Origin of the sequence: Halobacillus sp. Marseille-Q1614 (assembly GCF_902809865.1) — a bacterium.
Taxonomy (GTDB): Bacteria; Bacillota; Bacilli; order Bacillales; family Halobacillaceae; genus Halobacillus_A.
Window position 1 is genome coordinate 2,135,295 of the sequence record NZ_CADDWH010000001.1, and the last position, 17,004, is coordinate 2,152,298.

At 41.2% G+C, this 17,004-nt stretch carries 20 protein-coding genes; 7 read left to right on the forward strand and 13 right to left on the reverse strand.

Annotation, left to right across the window (positions count from 1 at the left end; genetic code table 11):
- Window positions 1-5 precede the first annotated feature (5 nt).
- The 3 genes from ectB to HUS26_RS10835 all read left to right on the forward strand — a co-directional run bounded on the left by ectB (window position 6) and on the right by HUS26_RS10835 (window position 2,574).
- Window positions 6-1,286, forward strand: coding sequence for a diaminobutyrate--2-oxoglutarate transaminase (ectB, locus tag HUS26_RS10825; protein ID WP_173917162.1), 1,281 nt, complete (start codon window positions 6-8; stop codon window positions 1,284-1,286).
- A 101-nt stretch (window positions 1,287-1,387) separates the two neighbouring features.
- Window positions 1,388-1,780, forward strand: coding sequence for an ectoine synthase (locus HUS26_RS10830; protein WP_173917163.1), 393 nt, complete (start codon window positions 1,388-1,390; stop codon window positions 1,778-1,780).
- A gap of 341 nt (window positions 1,781-2,121) precedes the next feature.
- Window positions 2,122-2,574: a VOC family protein gene (locus HUS26_RS10835; protein WP_254434175.1), complete on the forward strand. Its 453-nt coding sequence runs from the start codon at window positions 2,122-2,124 to the stop codon at window positions 2,572-2,574.
- Window positions 2,575-2,577: 3 nt separating this feature from the next.
- Here the strand turns inward: HUS26_RS10835 and HUS26_RS20015 are convergent, their stop codons facing one another.
- The 8 genes from HUS26_RS20015 to HUS26_RS10865 all read right to left on the reverse strand — a co-directional run bounded on the left by HUS26_RS20015 (window position 2,578) and on the right by HUS26_RS10865 (window position 7,672).
- Window positions 2,578-2,670: a putative holin-like toxin gene (locus tag HUS26_RS20015; protein ID WP_254434176.1), complete on the reverse strand. Its 93-nt coding sequence runs from the start codon at window positions 2,668-2,670 to the stop codon at window positions 2,578-2,580.
- A 94-nt stretch (window positions 2,671-2,764) separates the two neighbouring features.
- Entirely contained in the window at window positions 2,765-2,896 is a 132-nt protein-coding gene (locus HUS26_RS10840; protein WP_173917164.1) for a YpzI family protein, read from the reverse strand.
- Window positions 2,897-3,620: 724 nt separating this feature from the next.
- Entirely contained in the window at window positions 3,621-3,698 is a 78-nt protein-coding gene (locus HUS26_RS20245; RefSeq protein ID WP_371809626.1) for a putative holin-like toxin, read from the reverse strand.
- A 318-nt stretch (window positions 3,699-4,016) separates the two neighbouring features.
- On the reverse strand, window positions 4,017-4,259 hold the full coding sequence (locus HUS26_RS10845) for a hypothetical protein (protein WP_173917165.1): 243 nt from the start codon (window positions 4,257-4,259) through the stop codon (window positions 4,017-4,019).
- Window positions 4,260-4,402: 143 nt separating this feature from the next.
- Complete coding sequence (locus HUS26_RS10850) at window positions 4,403-4,807, reverse strand: VOC family protein (protein WP_173917166.1); 405 nt, start codon at window positions 4,805-4,807, stop codon at window positions 4,403-4,405.
- Window positions 4,808-4,830: 23 nt separating this feature from the next.
- Window positions 4,831-5,727 (reverse strand): NAD(P)/FAD-dependent oxidoreductase, encoded by an 897-nt coding sequence (locus HUS26_RS10855; protein ID WP_173917167.1) that lies wholly within the window; start codon window positions 5,725-5,727, stop codon window positions 4,831-4,833.
- Between the two features lie 183 nt (window positions 5,728-5,910).
- Complete coding sequence (locus HUS26_RS10860; RefSeq protein WP_173917168.1) at window positions 5,911-6,765, reverse strand: effector binding domain-containing protein; 855 nt, start codon at window positions 6,763-6,765, stop codon at window positions 5,911-5,913.
- Between the two features lie 262 nt (window positions 6,766-7,027).
- Entirely contained in the window at window positions 7,028-7,672 is a 645-nt protein-coding gene (locus tag HUS26_RS10865; RefSeq protein WP_173917169.1) for a FusB/FusC family EF-G-binding protein, read from the reverse strand.
- Window positions 7,673-7,803: 131 nt separating this feature from the next.
- Here HUS26_RS10865 and HUS26_RS10870 point away from each other — a divergent pair, with 131 nt between their 5' ends.
- A complete protein-coding gene (locus HUS26_RS10870) occupies window positions 7,804-8,382 on the forward strand; it encodes a DNA-3-methyladenine glycosylase (RefSeq protein WP_173917170.1) in 579 nt (192 codons plus the stop codon).
- Here the strand turns inward: HUS26_RS10870 and HUS26_RS10875 are convergent.
- Together HUS26_RS10875 and HUS26_RS10880 are read right to left on the reverse strand one after the other, a co-directional pair.
- Window positions 8,374-9,444 carry a nitronate monooxygenase family protein gene (locus HUS26_RS10875; RefSeq protein WP_173917171.1) on the reverse strand — a complete coding sequence of 357 codons (1,071 nt, stop codon included), beginning with the start codon at window positions 9,442-9,444 and terminating at the stop codon, window positions 8,374-8,376. The two genes, HUS26_RS10870 and HUS26_RS10875, sit on opposite strands and share 9 nt — an antisense overlap.
- A gap of 17 nt (window positions 9,445-9,461) precedes the next feature.
- Entirely contained in the window at window positions 9,462-9,833 is a 372-nt protein-coding gene (locus HUS26_RS10880) for a VOC family protein (RefSeq protein ID WP_173917172.1), read from the reverse strand.
- A 178-nt stretch (window positions 9,834-10,011) separates the two neighbouring features.
- Here HUS26_RS10880 and HUS26_RS10885 point away from each other — a divergent pair, with 178 nt between their 5' ends.
- From HUS26_RS10885 to HUS26_RS10895, 3 genes are all read left to right on the forward strand, one after another.
- A complete protein-coding gene (locus tag HUS26_RS10885) occupies window positions 10,012-11,232 on the forward strand; it encodes a dicarboxylate/amino acid:cation symporter (protein ID WP_173917173.1) in 1,221 nt (406 codons plus the stop codon).
- 261 nt (window positions 11,233-11,493) lie between these two features.
- Window positions 11,494-13,014: an AbgT family transporter gene (locus HUS26_RS10890; protein WP_173917174.1), complete on the forward strand. Its 1,521-nt coding sequence runs from the start codon at window positions 11,494-11,496 to the stop codon at window positions 13,012-13,014.
- 421 nt (window positions 13,015-13,435) lie between these two features.
- A complete protein-coding gene (locus HUS26_RS10895; protein ID WP_173917175.1) occupies window positions 13,436-14,212 on the forward strand; it encodes a TatD family hydrolase in 777 nt (258 codons plus the stop codon).
- Between the two features lie 32 nt (window positions 14,213-14,244).
- Here HUS26_RS10895 and HUS26_RS10900 read toward each other — a convergent pair whose 3' ends face one another.
- The 3 genes from HUS26_RS10900 to HUS26_RS10910 all read right to left on the reverse strand — a co-directional run bounded on the left by HUS26_RS10900 (window position 14,245) and on the right by HUS26_RS10910 (window position 16,955).
- Entirely contained in the window at window positions 14,245-15,285 is a 1,041-nt protein-coding gene (locus tag HUS26_RS10900) for an ABC transporter substrate-binding protein (RefSeq protein WP_371809627.1), read from the reverse strand.
- Window positions 15,286-15,347: 62 nt separating this feature from the next.
- The gene (locus HUS26_RS10905; RefSeq protein WP_173917176.1) at window positions 15,348-16,121 is read right to left on the reverse strand and encodes an ABC transporter ATP-binding protein; all 774 of its coding nucleotides are present in this window, start codon (window positions 16,119-16,121) and stop codon (window positions 15,348-15,350) included.
- Between the two features lie 21 nt (window positions 16,122-16,142).
- Entirely contained in the window at window positions 16,143-16,955 is an 813-nt protein-coding gene (locus HUS26_RS10910; protein ID WP_173917177.1) for an ABC transporter permease, read from the reverse strand.
- Window positions 16,956-17,004: the final 49 nt, after the last annotated feature.

Consider the following 17,004-nt stretch of genomic DNA (forward strand, 5'->3'; position numbering starts at 1 on the left):
AGGAAATGAATAACGATCTTAGTGTATTTGATCAATTAGAATCAGAGGTACGCTCTTACTGCCGCAGCTTTCCAACGATTTTCACGAAAGCACAGGGCTATAAAATGTGGGACGTAGAAGGAAAAGAATATCTCGACTTCTTTAGTGGAGCCGGGGCACTTAACTACGGCCACAACGATCCGAATATGAAAAAGAAACTGATTGATTATATTTCTAATGATGGAATTACTCACAGTCTTGACATGGCATCTACTGCTAAAAAAGACTTCTTAACTAAATTGAACGAAGTAATCTTAAAACCACGAGATTTAGAATATAAAGTAATGTTCCCTGGACCAACAGGTACGAACACTGTGGAAAGCGCTCTAAAACTGGCGCGTAAAGTAACAGGCCGCACAGAAGTGATTAGCTTCACTAACGGCTTCCACGGAATGACGATTGGAGCGCTTTCCGTTACAGGTAACTCCTTTAAGCGTAAAGGAGCTGGAATTCCGCTCCATAATACGGTAACGATGCCATATGACAACTATATGGATGAAGGTTCTGATTCACTTGATTACCTGGAACGTTATCTTGAAGATGGAGGAAGCGGTGTAGAAATCCCTGCTGCCGTTATTTTAGAAACCGTTCAAGGTGAAGGCGGACTGAATACGGCAAGCTTTGAATGGCTGAAGAAGCTTGAAAGCATCTGTAAGCGCTGGGACATCTTCCTGATCATTGATGATGTGCAGGCTGGAGTCGGACGTACAGGTACATTCTTCAGCTTTGAACCTGCGGGAATTAAGCCTGACGTTGTCTGCCTGTCTAAATCAATCGGCGGTTATGGTCTTCCATTTGCGATTACACTTATTAAACCTGAGCATGATGTATGGGCTCCAGGAGAGCATAATGGAACATTCCGTGGAAATAATATGGCTTTTGTAACAGCTACAGAAGCTCTCAACTACTGGGATGACCCAGCCTTCGAACAAAGCATTCAGGATAAAGCTAAGAAGATCACTGATTTCCTTGAAGGACTTGTGGAGAAATATCCTGAAATGAAAGGATACCGTAAAGGCCGGGGCATAATGCAGGGGATCTCTTCTAGTGTAGAAGGCTTCTCTGAAAAAGTGGCTGCCCGTGCCTTTGAACAAGGACTAATCATGGAAACAGCCGGGGCTGACGATGAAGTATTTAAACTCTTCCCGCCGATTAACATTGACGATGAGGCACTGGAAGAAGGCTTCAAGATTATTGAAGAATCCGTTCGATCTGTCGCTAAAGAAAACGACCTAGTCACTTCCTAATTCTACAGTTACTTTCGGATTGGAGGGAATGAACTCACACAGCTTCCCTCCCCATCCAATAAATAAATCAAACCATACAACACTAATTGGAGGATTCAAACATGAAAGTAGTTAAACTAGAAGATGTAATCGGTACAGAAAATGAAGTAAAAGGTGATAACTGGACGTCCCGCCGTCTGCTTCTTAAGAAAGATGGCATGGGGTATTCCGTACACGATACAACCATTAAAGCAGGAACTGAAACTCACATCTGGTATCAAAACCACCTGGAAGCTGTATACTGCATCGAAGGTGACGGTGAAGTAGAAACATTGAAAGACGGTAAAATATGGCCGATCAAAGCCAATGAAATTTACGCACTGGATGAGTATGACGAGCATCTGCTTCGTGCTAACACAGATATGCGCATGGTTTGTGTGTTCAACCCGCCAATCACTGGTCAGGAAACACACGATGAAAACGGCGTATATCCACTGATTGAAGATGACAAATAAGTAAATGCTAAAAGGGCTGTCGAATCTTTCTCGACAGCCCTTTTCTTATGGAATAGAGCTCGCATCCCCCACTCGCATCCCCCAAAAGAATAGAGGGTCAGACTTACTGTCTTTTCTAAAAAGGAAACACTCCCCTGACTTAGCTGCCATCAGCTGGATCGAGTAAGTTTCTTTTTGAATAGTGTGGGGTTTCTTCGAGGAGGCTCGGGTATTCGTCCGCTAAAAAGCGATATAAAAGCTTCTTGAAAAATCACGGGATTCTCTCCAAGCTAAAGACCTCTCTTTATTAAAGAGGTCTTTCTTAAACATTGATATACTGGATAAAAGGATTTTCTCCACTAATGACGAATCAATTAAGAAAAGGAGTGATTTGCGTGTTTCAAGTAGGAAGTATTTTCATTCCCGTGACTAATTTAGAGAAGTCAAAACCTTGGTACGAAGAAAACTTAGGTCTTATTCTTGTGGACGATTGGAGCGGCGGAGCTGGTTACGTTTTTCCTTCAGGTACAACAGGCATTGCTTTAATCGAAGTCAATAGTTATCAGCCTTCTGAATTTGTAGTAACAGAAGAAAATAAAAATGTGTACTTTAATTTAACGGTAGACGATATCTCACGGGCCCATCAAAGTTTTAAGCGTAACAAAGCAGAGACTACAGAAATTAAAGATGGAGACACGATGACAAGTTTCGATGTTTACGATCCAGATGGAAACGCTATAAGCATTATCTGTGAAAAGCCCGATTCACTATTTCATAAAAACCATATTAAGAATCTGCAGGAAATTAAATTCTAAGATTTATTCTTCATCACGATCATGGAATTTCAAAACAACGATCACCAGCATACTAAAGTTAATCATAAGTGACAAAGCCTCAAACACATTCATCATATGAAATCCCCCTTGTCACTTAGCTTTTCCAGACCCCAGTTTGTCCTATACAAAATAAAAAACCTCATCTGCTCATAAGCAGATGAGGTCTCTTTTACTGGTTTCTTTTTCGAGCCTCCTCCGGCCCCTCAAGCTTGGTAGCTCCTGGATATTCCAGACTCTGATCACGATCAGATTCAACCCTTCCAGATTCTCTTAGCTTTTTCTCTTGTCGGTCTCTTCCCATCCTTCATCCCTCCCTTCCTGATTAGTATGAAGAGGGAGGCAGATTTCATCCTCTGTAAATCCAAAATTTGATTACGGTCCAGCAGGATTTAAAGAGGGCTCGCAGCCCATAAATGATCAGATCCGAAAAAGAAAGTACAGCATCTGTCCAAAAAGATTTTTCTTTTTAATATTAAGTTTCTCCAACGCTTTCGTTCCTAGATTTAAAAATTTAAAAATTCATATATAATAGCAAACGGTCGGGAATCCTAGATCACTGAGGGTTATCAGTTAAGCTTTTTAACAAGTTGTTGAGAACAAACCTTTTACATCATAATTTTTATCCAGCATACATTTATAGAGAGCATTATCTTTGCCTCCGCTCCAAGAAGAAATAAAGGTTTCATTTTTGTGCTTCCTTTAGCCAATTTATAGGTTTAACTTGATCATAAAACGGTTATAGTGAGCATAACTTTAACTATGAGATATTCACTTATGAGACATTTTTGACTGATAGAAACATGTTGAAAAGCTGGGAACAATGGTGAATTTATTCGATTCCACTCTAAAAAATGGCGAGTAAATAGACCAATTGTCCTGTTTATAGGTCAAAACAGATCAATGTATTTTAAGAAGTGGGTCGTCGGCTACTTGATATCATGTAGAAATAAGTATATAATTGTTAATGAAAAAAACCAAGGTGCCCCAACACCTTGGATTAAAAAATTCAGAATGAGCCTAATATTCTATTGTTTATTGTGAATTAAAACCGCTATCAGCATCCCAAAGCTTAACATTACGCTTATTGCTTCAAACGGACTCACGGGCGATCACCTCCCTGTATGAGGTCTTACTCATTCTGATACAGGCCCTGCGCTTAGAGTATATCACAAGTTCATTATAGTATGTGTAATTATTTCCATTTTTCTGAAAATTGATAGGAAAGTATTGGTAAATAATGACCATGCTTAGGTGTGTCTTGACGGTGCAGCCGTCTTTTTTTGTGCCTTCTTTTCTTTTTTCTACATCAAACCTCATATTCAGTCATTCTGCACAATCGTTTACTTTTTCCCCTGACCCACACAAGGACATTACAATAGTTTTCTCCTGTAAAACCTCTGACTGGTATTTTAATAAACCGCCTAAGCATCTGCTGTAGTCTCTACATAGAAACCTTTTCTTCCGAGAGCTTCTCTCGCTTTTTCAATTCCTTCTTCCGGATCTTTAATCACATTTCCATTCGTGGTTATTATTGCTTTTGAAATCTGTTCCCTCTTACTGGATAAGCGTTCGCTATGGCTTCTGCCTGAGTGCCCCCCAGGATATACGGGATGTTTATGGATAAACGCCTGAGCTATAAGGAGCACAAGATTCAGCTTGTACATCTATCATCTTAGGCAGGGAACTAATCATGCCGGCATTTCAGCATACTAGGAGTCTTGGTAGTAATTTCTATACATTTTGGATACTTTTCTTTGTTCAGCGGAGAATTATAAAAGAGAGAGGCTGCTATTAGAAGGCTTCTCTTTTATTTTTTCCTAAAATGCTGACTTAGCTCACTCCATACATCAAACATATTGCCGTTTACGTCATTAAAAATGAAATTTCTGCCCGGATGTCCTCTATCCTCAATTTCACCCGTTTTAATGCCTTTTTCTATTAATTCACTATGTAACTCAGTGAGGGCCTCCACGCCATCTACTTCAAAAGTTAAGGAAGCTTGGATGTCTCCATTTTCATCATGAAAATTAGCTGTTTGACCTTGTTGAGATTTAACGAGAAAGAAGCTCTGATCCGCCAAATTAATAATTGCTTTCTGTTTATCCTGATAGCTGAGCGCTGCCCCTAAATTCCTTACATACCAATCGACAGACTCCTCCACATCTCTCACAGGAAGATAAGTGGTGCCTACTCGTATTAATTTTTCCTCCATTGCAGCATCTCCTTTTCATTTTATTATAAATGAAAAAGCTGTTTATGGATAAAAATAGCTGCCTGGGCTCCTTCACCCATCGCCACACTGACAAGTTCCGAATGAGCAACTACATCTCCTGCGGCCCACAGGTTATTGACCGTAGTCATTTTCGTATGCGGATCGACCACTAAATGGTTGTTCTTTAAAGACTTCGCGCCAAGTGATTTGGCCAACTCTGAATGAACAGCATTTCCGCCAAAGGCCGCAAACCCCTTTTCTCCTTCAATCCTTTGTCCATCCGTCAGCTCTACTCCTTGAAAAATTCCTTTTTCCTGGATAATCTGCCTGACCTTTTTCTTTTCTACTTTTACATCAGCCAGCTTTAATTTCTTTCTCAGCTTTCTGGAAATCCTTCTGCCGTCGTGGTTTATAAGAAGAATATCCGAACTCCAATAAAGCAGGGCCAATGCCATAGAAGCCCCCTTATCTCCGGACCCCATTACGATCGTTTTCTTATCTTTAATTTCATATCCATCACAATCAGGGCAAATATATACAGAAAGCCCTAAACAAGGTTCAAGCCCTGGAAATGGAGGAATGTTGTCCTTAACTCCTGTGGATAGAAGCATTGTCTTTGCTGAAAAACTTTCTCCCCGCTGCGTGTGCACGGTAAATTGTTTTGTATCTTTATGTACGTGTGTTACTTTTCCTTCTAGGAAATGGATACCATAGCTTTCCGCCTGCTTACGTCCTGTCTCTCTTAATTGTTTGCCGCTTACTCCATTATCAAAACCAAGGATGTTGTTATATTTTCTGCATCGATTAGAGCGACCGTCACTGGAGTCTATTACAAGCACAGACCTCTTGTATCGACCAAATAAAATAGAAGCTTGCAGACCCGCGATTCCACCGCCAACAATTATGCAATCATATGTCATGTAATTGACCTCCCGCTTAGTTTCTATTATCTTTTCTCTCTTCGGAGGTTTCGATACCTTTTTGATAAAAAATGGATGGTTTTGCAGAAAAAAGAGACTTTCTTTATCGAAAGTCTCTTTAAATATTGGATTGTCTCCTGTATATCCAAAAACAACTGTGGAAAGAATCCCCAGCAAGCGTCTCTATTTCACCGGAATCCATATTTCTGAATAATAATCTTCGCTGTATGGATCTCCTTCACCATAAACTTCCAGCTCAGGTGATGGGGCATGCTCGTATCCGCTTGATGGGAACCATTCCGAGAAAATTTGCTTCCACGCGCTTTGGATAGCGTGCGGCATGGCACCATGAACTCCAAAAACCGCCCATTTGGCTGCTGGTATTTCTCTTGTCTGAAAACCTTCGGGAACTTCTTCATCTGATGTAACGGCAATCCAGTAGTCCATATGTTTGCCTTCAGGTTCGCCCACACAAACCCCGAGCCATCCATTGATCATATGATTGCTGAATTTGATAATGTTCTCACTTGTACCATCAGAGTTTGCCCTCTTCCACATTTTAGTTATACCCTCTTCATTCTCCCCATTCTCTAAGGAAAACTTTTCTTTTACTCCGACAATATGGAACCCTTCTTTCTCAATAATCCGATACTGCATAGGTTCTGCTCCTTTCAAGTTCACCTGAATGATCAGGCGGTTATAAGAAGTGAGCTTTCCGGAAAAAGTGCGGGCTTCTTTTGGAGAAACGCCGTGCTGTTTTCGAAAAGCTTTGGAAAATGATTCAGGAGTTTCATAGCCATACTTATAGGCGATATCAATTACTTTGTGATGGGTCCTTGAGAGCTCCTGAGCGGCTAAAGTTAACCGCCTGCGCCTTAAGTAATCCCCTGCGGAAATGTCTGTTAATACAGAAAACGTCCGCTGAAAATGATAAAGCGACATATTTGCCTCTTTGGCAATGTTCTCCATGGAGATGTTTTCGGTGAGGTTATTTTCCATATAATTGATTGCTTTTTGCAATGATTCGACCATAGTCATATGACCCACTCCTTATTTAACATGCTAGCAGTAACCTTCAGATCCATCCTGTCTTTTTCTGCTCGTTCAGAACAGATTTTTAAAAGACTCCTTTTGATAAAATGGATGCAAACCGCTCCCTTTTAAGCGGACGAACCGTCAATCCTGCTCACTCACCCCTCACGGTGGGCCTTGCCAGTCCGTTTTTTAAGCAGAACTCTCGCAGATCCTTTTCAAATACCAACATTGTTTAACATTACCTTTTAAAAATAAGCGTCTTCCTTTAAGAAGACGCTTCCTTCATCTGCTGAACAAATCGATGCAATTCCTCCAGCTTCATTAAGTTTCGATTGCAGACCAAACTGTCCTGACAAATATAGTTTCCTCTCTTGAGCATATAATCACCTGATTCTTTTACCTTAGCTGTAAACAGGCCGACCTTTTCATGTCCATTGCAAATTGTACAGATATTTTTTTGCTGGGCTCTTGTAAAACTTCCCTCCAAGCCGTGCCACTTTCCATCTACATGAGTGACTAAAAATTTACGGCCAGCTCCGTAATCGTTCCATCCGATGTAGCTTAGGTCTCTTCGATCTATATCTTGAAATGAAGGAGCTTTAAATTTTTTCACTTTCGGAAACAGCTTGTTCAGTTTCTGTTCATTAATCTTAGGAAAAGGAATAACAAAGGCGCGAAGCTGTGATAAAAAGAGGACGGCATCAGCCTGGTCTTCAATGTCCCTGCTTTTATTTAACATGTCGGACTGCTGCTCTGAAAGCTCTTCAAAAACTTCTCCGACTTTTTCTGCTGTCAAAGATTTCATAGCGCTGATCACACCTGTGTCGTTAACGGTGGTGTGCGCATTTATAAGATGATTGATCTGATCTTTAATAAAATTAAATTGGTCGTTTCTGATAAAGGGTTCCATACCTTTACCTCCTTCCTCCTCCTATTGTAAACGATTCTTCCATAATCATTAATTAAAAAAGTTACTTCGTTTCCTGCATCGCTGCTCCAATGATATACTTTGAGGCAAGTATTTTTACAGGAGGTACCTCTATGAGTATTTTGCCTAAAGATTTTTACGAGCAGCCGACGCTGGAGCTGGCCCGGGCTTTATTGGGGTGTGAACTTGTTAAAGAAACAGAGGAAGGTCCAGCTTCCGGTTTTATCGTTGAAACTGAAGCCTATATGGGTCCAGAAGATCAAGCGGCTCACAGCTTTAACAATCTTAGAACGAAGCGGACGGAAGTCATGTTTGGGCCAGCCGGAAATGCCTATACGTATGTTATGCACACTCATTGCTTAGTCAATGTGGTTAGCGGTCCTGTTGGTAAACCGGAGGCTGTTCTTATTCGAGCGGTTGAACCGGTGAAAGGCATTGATTTAATGTATGAAAGAAGAGGAGATAAAAAGGAGAAGGATTTAACGAACGGGCCGGGCAAACTGACAAAAGCTCTTGGCATCTCCCAGGAAGACTACGGCCATGCGTTAAATGTTCCTCCTCTTTATATAAAAAACGGATATCAGCCTCACGAAATCTCCCAAGGCAAGCGGATCGGGATCGACAATTCTGGTGAGGCCCGTGATTACCCTTGGAGGTTCTCGGTCGCAGGAAATAAGTTTGTTTCAAGATAATCGTTTCATTAACTGCTCCGCCTCAGCCACAGCCTTTTCTACTATAGCGGATGCTGAAAGCTGCTGGCTTAAACGCGGACTTTGTCCCGACCATAACGACATATATTCGGGCTTGTTTTGATTCGCTGCTTCTTTTCGGATGTCTTTCGTTAATGAATTCTGAAGTGGATAAGCAGGCAGGTCACCTTCATATGATTTCATATTACGGATAAACTGATTTTCAATTCCTCTAGCGGGCTTTCCGCTAAAGGCTGAAGTGATCACCGTCTTCTCTTCTGTTGTATGTAAGATCGCCTGTTTATGAGGTTCTTTTGCTCCGCTTTCAAGGCTTGTTACAAAAGCAGTCCCCATTTGAACGCCCTGGGCTCCTAATGCGCATGCTGCCAGCAGTCCTCTGCCATCCATAATTCCGCCTGCGGCTATAACCGGAACATTGACTTCATCAACAACCTGGGGAACTAAGGAAATGGTTCCAATCATCGCTTTATCAAAAGCACTTAAAAAGGAACCGCGGTGTCCGCCAGCTTCACTTCCCTGGGCTACGATGACGTCAACTCCGTTTTCTTCATTAACTACAGCTTCCTGTACGGTGGTCGCTGTTCCTATCACTAATATGTCTTCTCTTTTTAATTCCTGCACTACCTCTTTATCAGGCACACCAAAAGTAAAGCTGCAAACCGGCACACGGTATTTTAATACAAGCTCCAGCTGACTTTTAAACGAGGAAGTGGTATTGGAAGGCAGTTCACTTCTTTCTATTCCTAATTCTTCACGATAAGAGTTAAGCTTTTTGGAAGCTTTCTGCAATTCCTCTTGATCTATTTCCGGATACTCAGGGATAAATAAATTCACCCCAAACGTTGCGGAAGTTAAGCTTTTAATCTTCTGGATGCTCTTCTCCATCGATTCCGCATTCATATATCCGGCTCCTAAAGTACCGAGCCCTCCGGCTGAAGAAACGGCTGCTACTAATTCCGGAGTCGTTACACCGCCTGCCATACCTGCTTGGACGATCGGATAATCAATACCAGCCATACTGGTAAACACACTATTTTTCCACATCCATGGGTCCCCCTATTTTATTGGTTAAACTCAATAACATTGCCGTCTGGATCAGTGACAAAAACCTGGTGCCACTCTGTTTTATTGTCCGGCTTATTCACAAACTTAATCTCCTGCTCCTCAAGTCTTTCAATCAATTTATGAATATCGGCCGCCCGAATGGCAAAATGACCGTCACGGCTTTCGATAGCGGTCGTCCCTCTTAATGTTTTTCCTTCTTCATACACGATAAGGTGCAATTGCGTGTTTCCTATCTGATACCATGCGCCAGGAAAACCAAAGTCCGGTCGGTCGTCGCTTTCCTGAAAACCTAATTTCTCTCCATAAAAGTGTTTCGCTCGTTCAATATCAGTGACCAGCAAAGATACATGGTGAATCCCTTCATACATAACGAAAACCCCTTTCTGACTATTACCTTTAGGTTACTATAATTTTACTTTTATTCCTATTAACTTTTCCTCCCGGGTAGAAAGCGTTCATTTTGACACACTAAATATAATTGTTTATTGTGAGGAAGGTTAAAACTTAGTAAAAAGATAGGAATTATATATAAAAGGAGGTTTTTTAATGAAAAAGTTAGCAAAAAAATATATAGAAACATCCCTTATTAAGAAAATCACTTTCGCTCTAATTATTGGTATTCTCACTGGGCTTCTATTAGGGGAAAACGCGGCAGTGTTATCACCTTTAGGTGACTTGCTGCTTCGTCTTCTGCAGTTCATCATTTTACCTTTAATCCTTTTCACATTAATTATTGGTGTGAATCAGACTAATCTTCAAAGTCTGGGACGGATGGGCGGAAAAGTATTTATCTATTATTTAGCGACTTCTGCCATTGCCATTGTTGTCGGGATAACAACAGCCAGCATTTTTAATCCGGGCACTGGAACGAGCCTGACGGGAAATGAAAGTTTTGAAACACCTGAAAATCCAGGAGTTGTGCAAGTTTTACTAAATATTGTTCCTAATAATATCGTTACAGCATTTTCTGAATTAAATCTACTCGGTATTATCTTTACAGCCTTGGCGTTTGGTGTCGGTATCGCTTACTTGAGAGCATCTTCCGAACAAAAGGACTTGGGAGACCGTCTGTATCGATTAATCGATGCTTTAAATGAAGCGACTTTAACGGTAATGAAGGGAATTCTTCAATATGTACCGATTGGAATTTTTGCAATTATTGCAGATGTAGTCGGCAGTCAGGGGGCTGACACTCTATTTTCACTCGGTAATTTTATCATCGTTTTATATGTAGCTCTACTCGTGCAGCTCGGCTTATACATTATAGCCCTGCTGCTGGCAAAGGTCCGCCCTGACTCTTTCTTTAAGGAAGCAAGAACACCATTAACGACGGCATTTGTGACACAAAGCAGTTCAGGCACCCTGCCTCTTACATTAAACGCTGCACGTAACTTAGGCTTAAATAAAAGCTTATACGGCTTCAGCCTTCCATTAGGTGCGACGATAAATATGGACGGGGCAGCTATAAGAATTGCTGTATCTGCTGTGTTTGCGGCTAACGTAATTAACGAGCCATTATCATTTGCCGCTATCGTCCAAATTGTAATTATAGGCACCCTTGCTTCTGTAGGAACGGCTGGAGTGCCCGGCGCAGGTATAATTATGATCGCTACTGTTTTTGCGCAAATCGGCCTGCCTATGGAAGCTGTTGCCTTATTAACAGCAGTTGATGTTCTTGTAGGGATGGGATGTACGGCACTTAATGTAACAGGGGACCTGGTAGGTACTTCCATTATAAACAAGACAGAAAAGAATACTTCATCTTAAAAAAACAGCCAGCCTTATTAAAGAGGCTGGCTGTTTCCTGGAAACGTTATATTGGCGTTTCCATTAGAAACCCCAATATACCACCTCGACAAAAAATGACAAAATATTTTTATTTATTCTACTTTTTCCTAATCTATTTCAATTATTTCATATTCTTTTATAATGTTTTACATGGAATTTACATAGTAAATTTTGTAATAAATTTTCAGAAATCTTAAATTATTAACACTGTTTCTGAGGAATGAAAGGAGTTCGAAAACAATGGAAAAAAAGCGTCGCGGACTGTTCCAGCGTTTTCTTGACGGGGTTGAATTTCTAGGAAATAAGCTTCCCCACCCTGTTACGCTATTTGCTATATTAGCATTGGCTGTTATATTAATTTCCGCTATTGTATCTGCCACTGGGGTTAGCGTTGAACACCCGGGAGAAGATGGCGGAACGGTAGAGGTTAAAAACCTATTAAGTGCTGAAGGCATTCAGTATATTTTTGAAAGCATGGTCGACAACTTTATTGGCTTTGCGCCTTTAGGTGTTGTTCTGGCAACTATGTTAGGGATTGGTATTGCTGAGCGAACCGGTTTAATCAGTGCGTGCCTAAGAGGTTTTGTATTATCCGTGCCAAGAAGTCTGGTTACTCTTGGTTTAGTATTTGCTGGTATTATGTCCAGTATTGCATCAGATGCGGGTTATGTTGTTCTTCCACCGCTTGGTGCAGTAATCTTTGCGGCTCTTGGAAGACATCCGCTGGCTGGTTTGGCCGCTGCTTTTGCCGGAGTATCTGCCGGGTTTAGTGCTAACCTTTTCCTATCGGCTACTGACCCAATGCTTGGAGAATTAACGATTGATGCAGCAGCTGTTGTAGACCCTGCGTACGCAGAAGGCATGAACGTTGCGATGAACTATTATTTCATTGCCGCTTCTGTATTTCTGCTGACCATCGTAGGAGCTTTGGTTACTGAAAAAATCGTTGAACCTCGTCTGGGTAAATACAAAGGTGACTACACAGAAGATCTTAATGGACTGGAACCAATTGAGAAAAAAGGATTGATATGGGCAGGTGTTTCACTGCTTGCTGCCTCAGCTGCATTTTCACTACTTATCCTTCCTCCTGATGCGATCATGCGCGGAGAAGGCGGAAAGATTGTCCAATCACCATTCATGAGCTCACTCGTACCAATTATTGCAATTCTATTCTTCATTCCTGGTCTCGTATATGGAAAGGTTACAAAAACGATCCGAAATGATAAAGATGTAGCGGACCAGCTTTCTGATACGATGGCATCGATGGGAATGTTCATCGTTCTTGCCTTTACCGCCGGTCAGTTCGTTGCTTATTTTACCGAGTCCAACATGGGAATTGTTTTAGGTGTGCTTGGAGCACAGTTCCTGGAATCTATTAATCTGTCAGGTATTCCTCTAATTATCGGATTTATGCTGGTTGCGGGATTCATTAACTTATTTATCGGAAGTGCTTCCGCTAAATGGGCTATGATGGCACCAGTCTTTGTACCGATTATGATGCAGCTTGGCTATTCCCCAGAACTGACTCAAATGGCTTATCGTATTGCTGATTCCTCAACCAATATCATTACACCGTTAATGACGTATTTTGCCATCATTATTGCTTTTGCACAGAAGTATGATAAAAAAATGGGAATTGGGACAATGATTTCGGTTATGTTCCCATATTCCATATTATTCTTTGTTACATGGTCTCTATTCCTAATCGTATGGATGCTCTTAGGAATCGATCTTGGACCGGGATCTCCAATTACGTATTAAATGAGAAAAGTAACTATCACCTTGGATAGTTACTTTTTTATTATTTATCAACTTCATGAAAAGGGGAACCTGCTCGCTTTCCGCGGACGAACGGTCAAGCCCCCTAGTTTGTGACCTCTCTCTGCGGGGTCTCGACCTCCCACTTTTTAAGCAGGAGTCTCGCAGAACCCCTTATATCATGAGAAATCAGTTCGTTTTAAAACAGAACCAATTATTTAGTGCGTTTGCCCTGCTCGCCTTTTTGTCTTTTTAAAGCATTAATATCTTCTTTGCTTTTATTTTTAGCTTTCTTTCCCATTAAAATTCCCCCTCCTTTACTAGGTAGCTTAGCTATTTAAAAAGAAAATATGTTCTATGTTGAATTCTAAATTTTGGTATGTCATGCTCAAAAAAAGCAATCCAAGATAGGGAGGGATTTATTATGAAACGGCCGGTGATTGATGCCCATATTCACTTAGATATGTACGAAGAGAATTCACGAAATAAAATACTTAGCAGCCTTTTCAAGAATAAGATTGCAGCATTAATTACTGTATCAAGTGATTATAGGTCAGCTTTACGGAATTTACAGCTGCAAAAAAATCACCGCAAAATAAAGACCGCTATAGGTTATCACCCTGAGCAGCCACTTCCTTCTAAAAAAGAACTCGACCAAATTTTAAAGCTGGCCCGAGAAAATAAAGAGGGTATAACCGCGATTGGAGAAGTCGGACTTCCATATTATTTACGAAAAAAAGATGAGCATGTAGAACTGGACGACTATATCAAAGTATTAGCAGCATTTATACAGACGGCTAAACATCTTAATAAGCCTATCGTTTTACATGCTATTTATGAAGATGCAGACATCGTATTGGATTTGTTAAAAAATTATTCTATTGAAAAAGCTCATTTTCACTGGTTCAAGGGATCAGATAACACACTGGAGCAGATAAAAAGGACGGGTTTTTATATATCCATTACTCCCGATTGTCTTTATGAAAAGGAAATTCAGCATATCATTTCCACCTTCCCGATTGAATTAATGATGGTTGAGACAGATGGCCCTTGGCCGTTTAAAGGCAAGTTTAAAGATGAGCTTACCCACCCTCGTATGATTCATGATTCTGTAAAAATGATCAGCGAAATCAAAAGCATAAAGCTGGACAAAGTATATGACATTCTTTTGGAAAACACGAAGAAGTTTTACCAATGTTAAAGGCCGCTGCAGTAGCAGCGGCTTTTCCTTAACTATTCTTCCTCTTCATACTTGCCAATAACCTCTACAGCTTTTTCAGTAACTGACGTATCAATGGATTTATCGAAATCAAACTCTCCACGGGTCGCCCCATTCTTCTCATACATATCATACTGCTTTTTAATGTCATCAATAAACATTTCTCCATTTGGATCCAGACCAGTTACAGCAACTTTTTCCCATAACGCAGGGTCTTTTAACGCCGTGTGTTTGGTCATGATATCGATAATTTCATCTTTGCCTTCCCCTTTGATGAAAGCATCATTATAATCGCGTACTCCTTTAAGATAAGCTGCCATAAATCTTAAGGAAACGTCTTCTTCCTCATTTAAGAATACAGGTGAAGCCAGAACCATCGCAATTTGGGCATCTGGCGCGAAGTCCGTTGCATCGCCAAACCGGGTGTGAATCCCCTGCTCGACACCTTGTGTGATTAACGGTTCGATCTGAAGAGCCGCATCTATCGTGCCATTCCCCATAGCTGCCAGCATATTTCCAAAGTCAGACATTAAGACGAACTCGACGTCATCTTCTGTCAGTCCGGCATGTTTAAGCATTTCGTGATAGATATAATCGTCAACAGCGTTCTGTGAGGAGACAGCAATTTTCTTACCCTTTAAATCAGAATAATCTTTGATTTCATCTTCCAGGTCGTTTCGGATCACAAAGGAAAAGTAAGAATTTCCATCAACGTAATGACCTTTATCAGCAATAATCTTTACATCAATTCCCTGTGCAATGGCATTAAAGAAGGAAGAGGTCGAAACTCCTCCAGCGATATCAACTTCCCCTGCCGCTAAGGCCGGCAGCATATCATCACTGTTCGCAAACTGTGTGAATTCTACGTTGATATTATAATCGTCAAAATACCCTTTCTCTTTTGCAATATAAAACCCGGCTCCAGAAGCAGCGCCGTCTTCCGCAATTAAGACTTTAACTTCCTTGCTTAAAGGGGCCAAGTCGCCAGATGGATTTTCATCACTCATACTATCGTCAACTTTCTCTTCTCCATTAGAACATCCACTTATAAGCATGATAAACAAAACCATTGGAATAAAAAATAGTTTCGTGAACTTTTTCACGTCCATCACCTTTCTTACACTCTAGATCCTTGAACTTCATCCTGCAGGTGTTTCCAAATTTCCACGAAGTGCTCAGCCATCACAGGATCAGCCCGCACCTGTTCCATAGTTCGCGGTCTCGGCATATGAATGGTTTTTTCATCCACAATCCGGCCGGGCTGTGAGCTCATAAGAAGGACCCTGTCGCTCAGCAGCAATGCTTCATCAATACTGTGGGTGATAAATAAGACCGTCTTTTTGGTTTCTGACCAAATGTTGAGCAGCTCTTCCTGAAGAATGAACTTGTTTTGCTCATCTAAAGCGGCAAACGGTTCATCCATCAGCAATATTTCCGGATCATTCGCAAAAGCTCTCGCTATGCTCACTCTTTGTTTCATACCGCCTGAGAGTTCTTTCGGATACAGTTTAGCAAATCTGCCGAGTCCGACTTTTTCTAAATAATAGTCCGTACGCTCTTTTATTACTTTTCTAGGTAAATGCCTCATCTTTAATCCAAACGCCACATTTTCCTCAACTGTAAGCCAGGGGATAACCCCTCTCTCTTGAAAGACCATTGATTGCAGCGGGCGGTCCTGCTTGCCTCTGGCTATTGTGAAATCTCCCGTACTCGGTGTTTCAAGATCAGCCAGGATACGGAGCAGAGTCGTTTTTCCGCATCCACTCGGCCCCACTAAGCAGACGAATTCACCGTCTTTAATATTTAGGGAAATGTCCTGTAATGCAGTGACACTGTTCCCTTTTTTATAAAAGACTTTAGTCAAATGGTTAATTGAAATCTTTGCTTCCATAAACTCCCCCCTTTATTGCTGCTAGCGCCAAGGAACCAGCTTTTTCTGGAAGCCTCGAAGGATAAGCGAAAACAAGTAGCCAAAGAACGATATCAGTACAAGCCCTACGTACATCTCCTGCAGCAGGAAGGCTTTGTAAGAAGTCCAGATCAAGTAGCCGATCCCTGAAGTAGCCCCCATCATTTCCGCAGCTACGATTGTTAAAAGAGCAATTGCCTGCCCCATCTGGATTCCTTCAAGCATGACGGGGAGTGATCCCGGCAGAGCAATTTTGAAGAAAAAGTTCTTCGAGTTCGCTCCATAGTTTTTCGCAACATCCAGGTAAATCCGATCAATGTTGATAACCCCGGCAACGGTATTAATGACGACAGGAAAAAATACACTGCCAGCGATGGTTACGATTTTTGAAACCTCTCCCACACCAAAAAGGATCAATATGATCGGCAAAAGAGCGAGCGTAGGTATAGGCATTAAAGCCATAATTAATGGCGAGAAGAAATGCCGCATAGGAGAGTAGAGCCCCATTACAAGCCCGAGGGCAATAGCAGGAATAACTCCCAGTAAGAATCCGGCGAAAATACGAAATAAGGATATTCCAATATGGTTAAATAATTCACCACTTGTCCCCATTACTAAAAATGTTTGAATAATATCTGTCGGGGGTGGAAAAAAGCGGGCATCCACTAGTCCAGTGCGGGATAAAAATTCCCAGAGCATGAGAATAAATATGGGAGAGGATATCGTAAGTACTTGCTTTAAACGGCCTTTTAGCTGCCTTTTTTTCCATTCTTCTTTTTCGACCACCACTGGGTCGTGACTCTGTAAATGGTCCATTTTTCACCACCTCTTCTGACAACATATGTATATGTGCCCAAATGTGTGA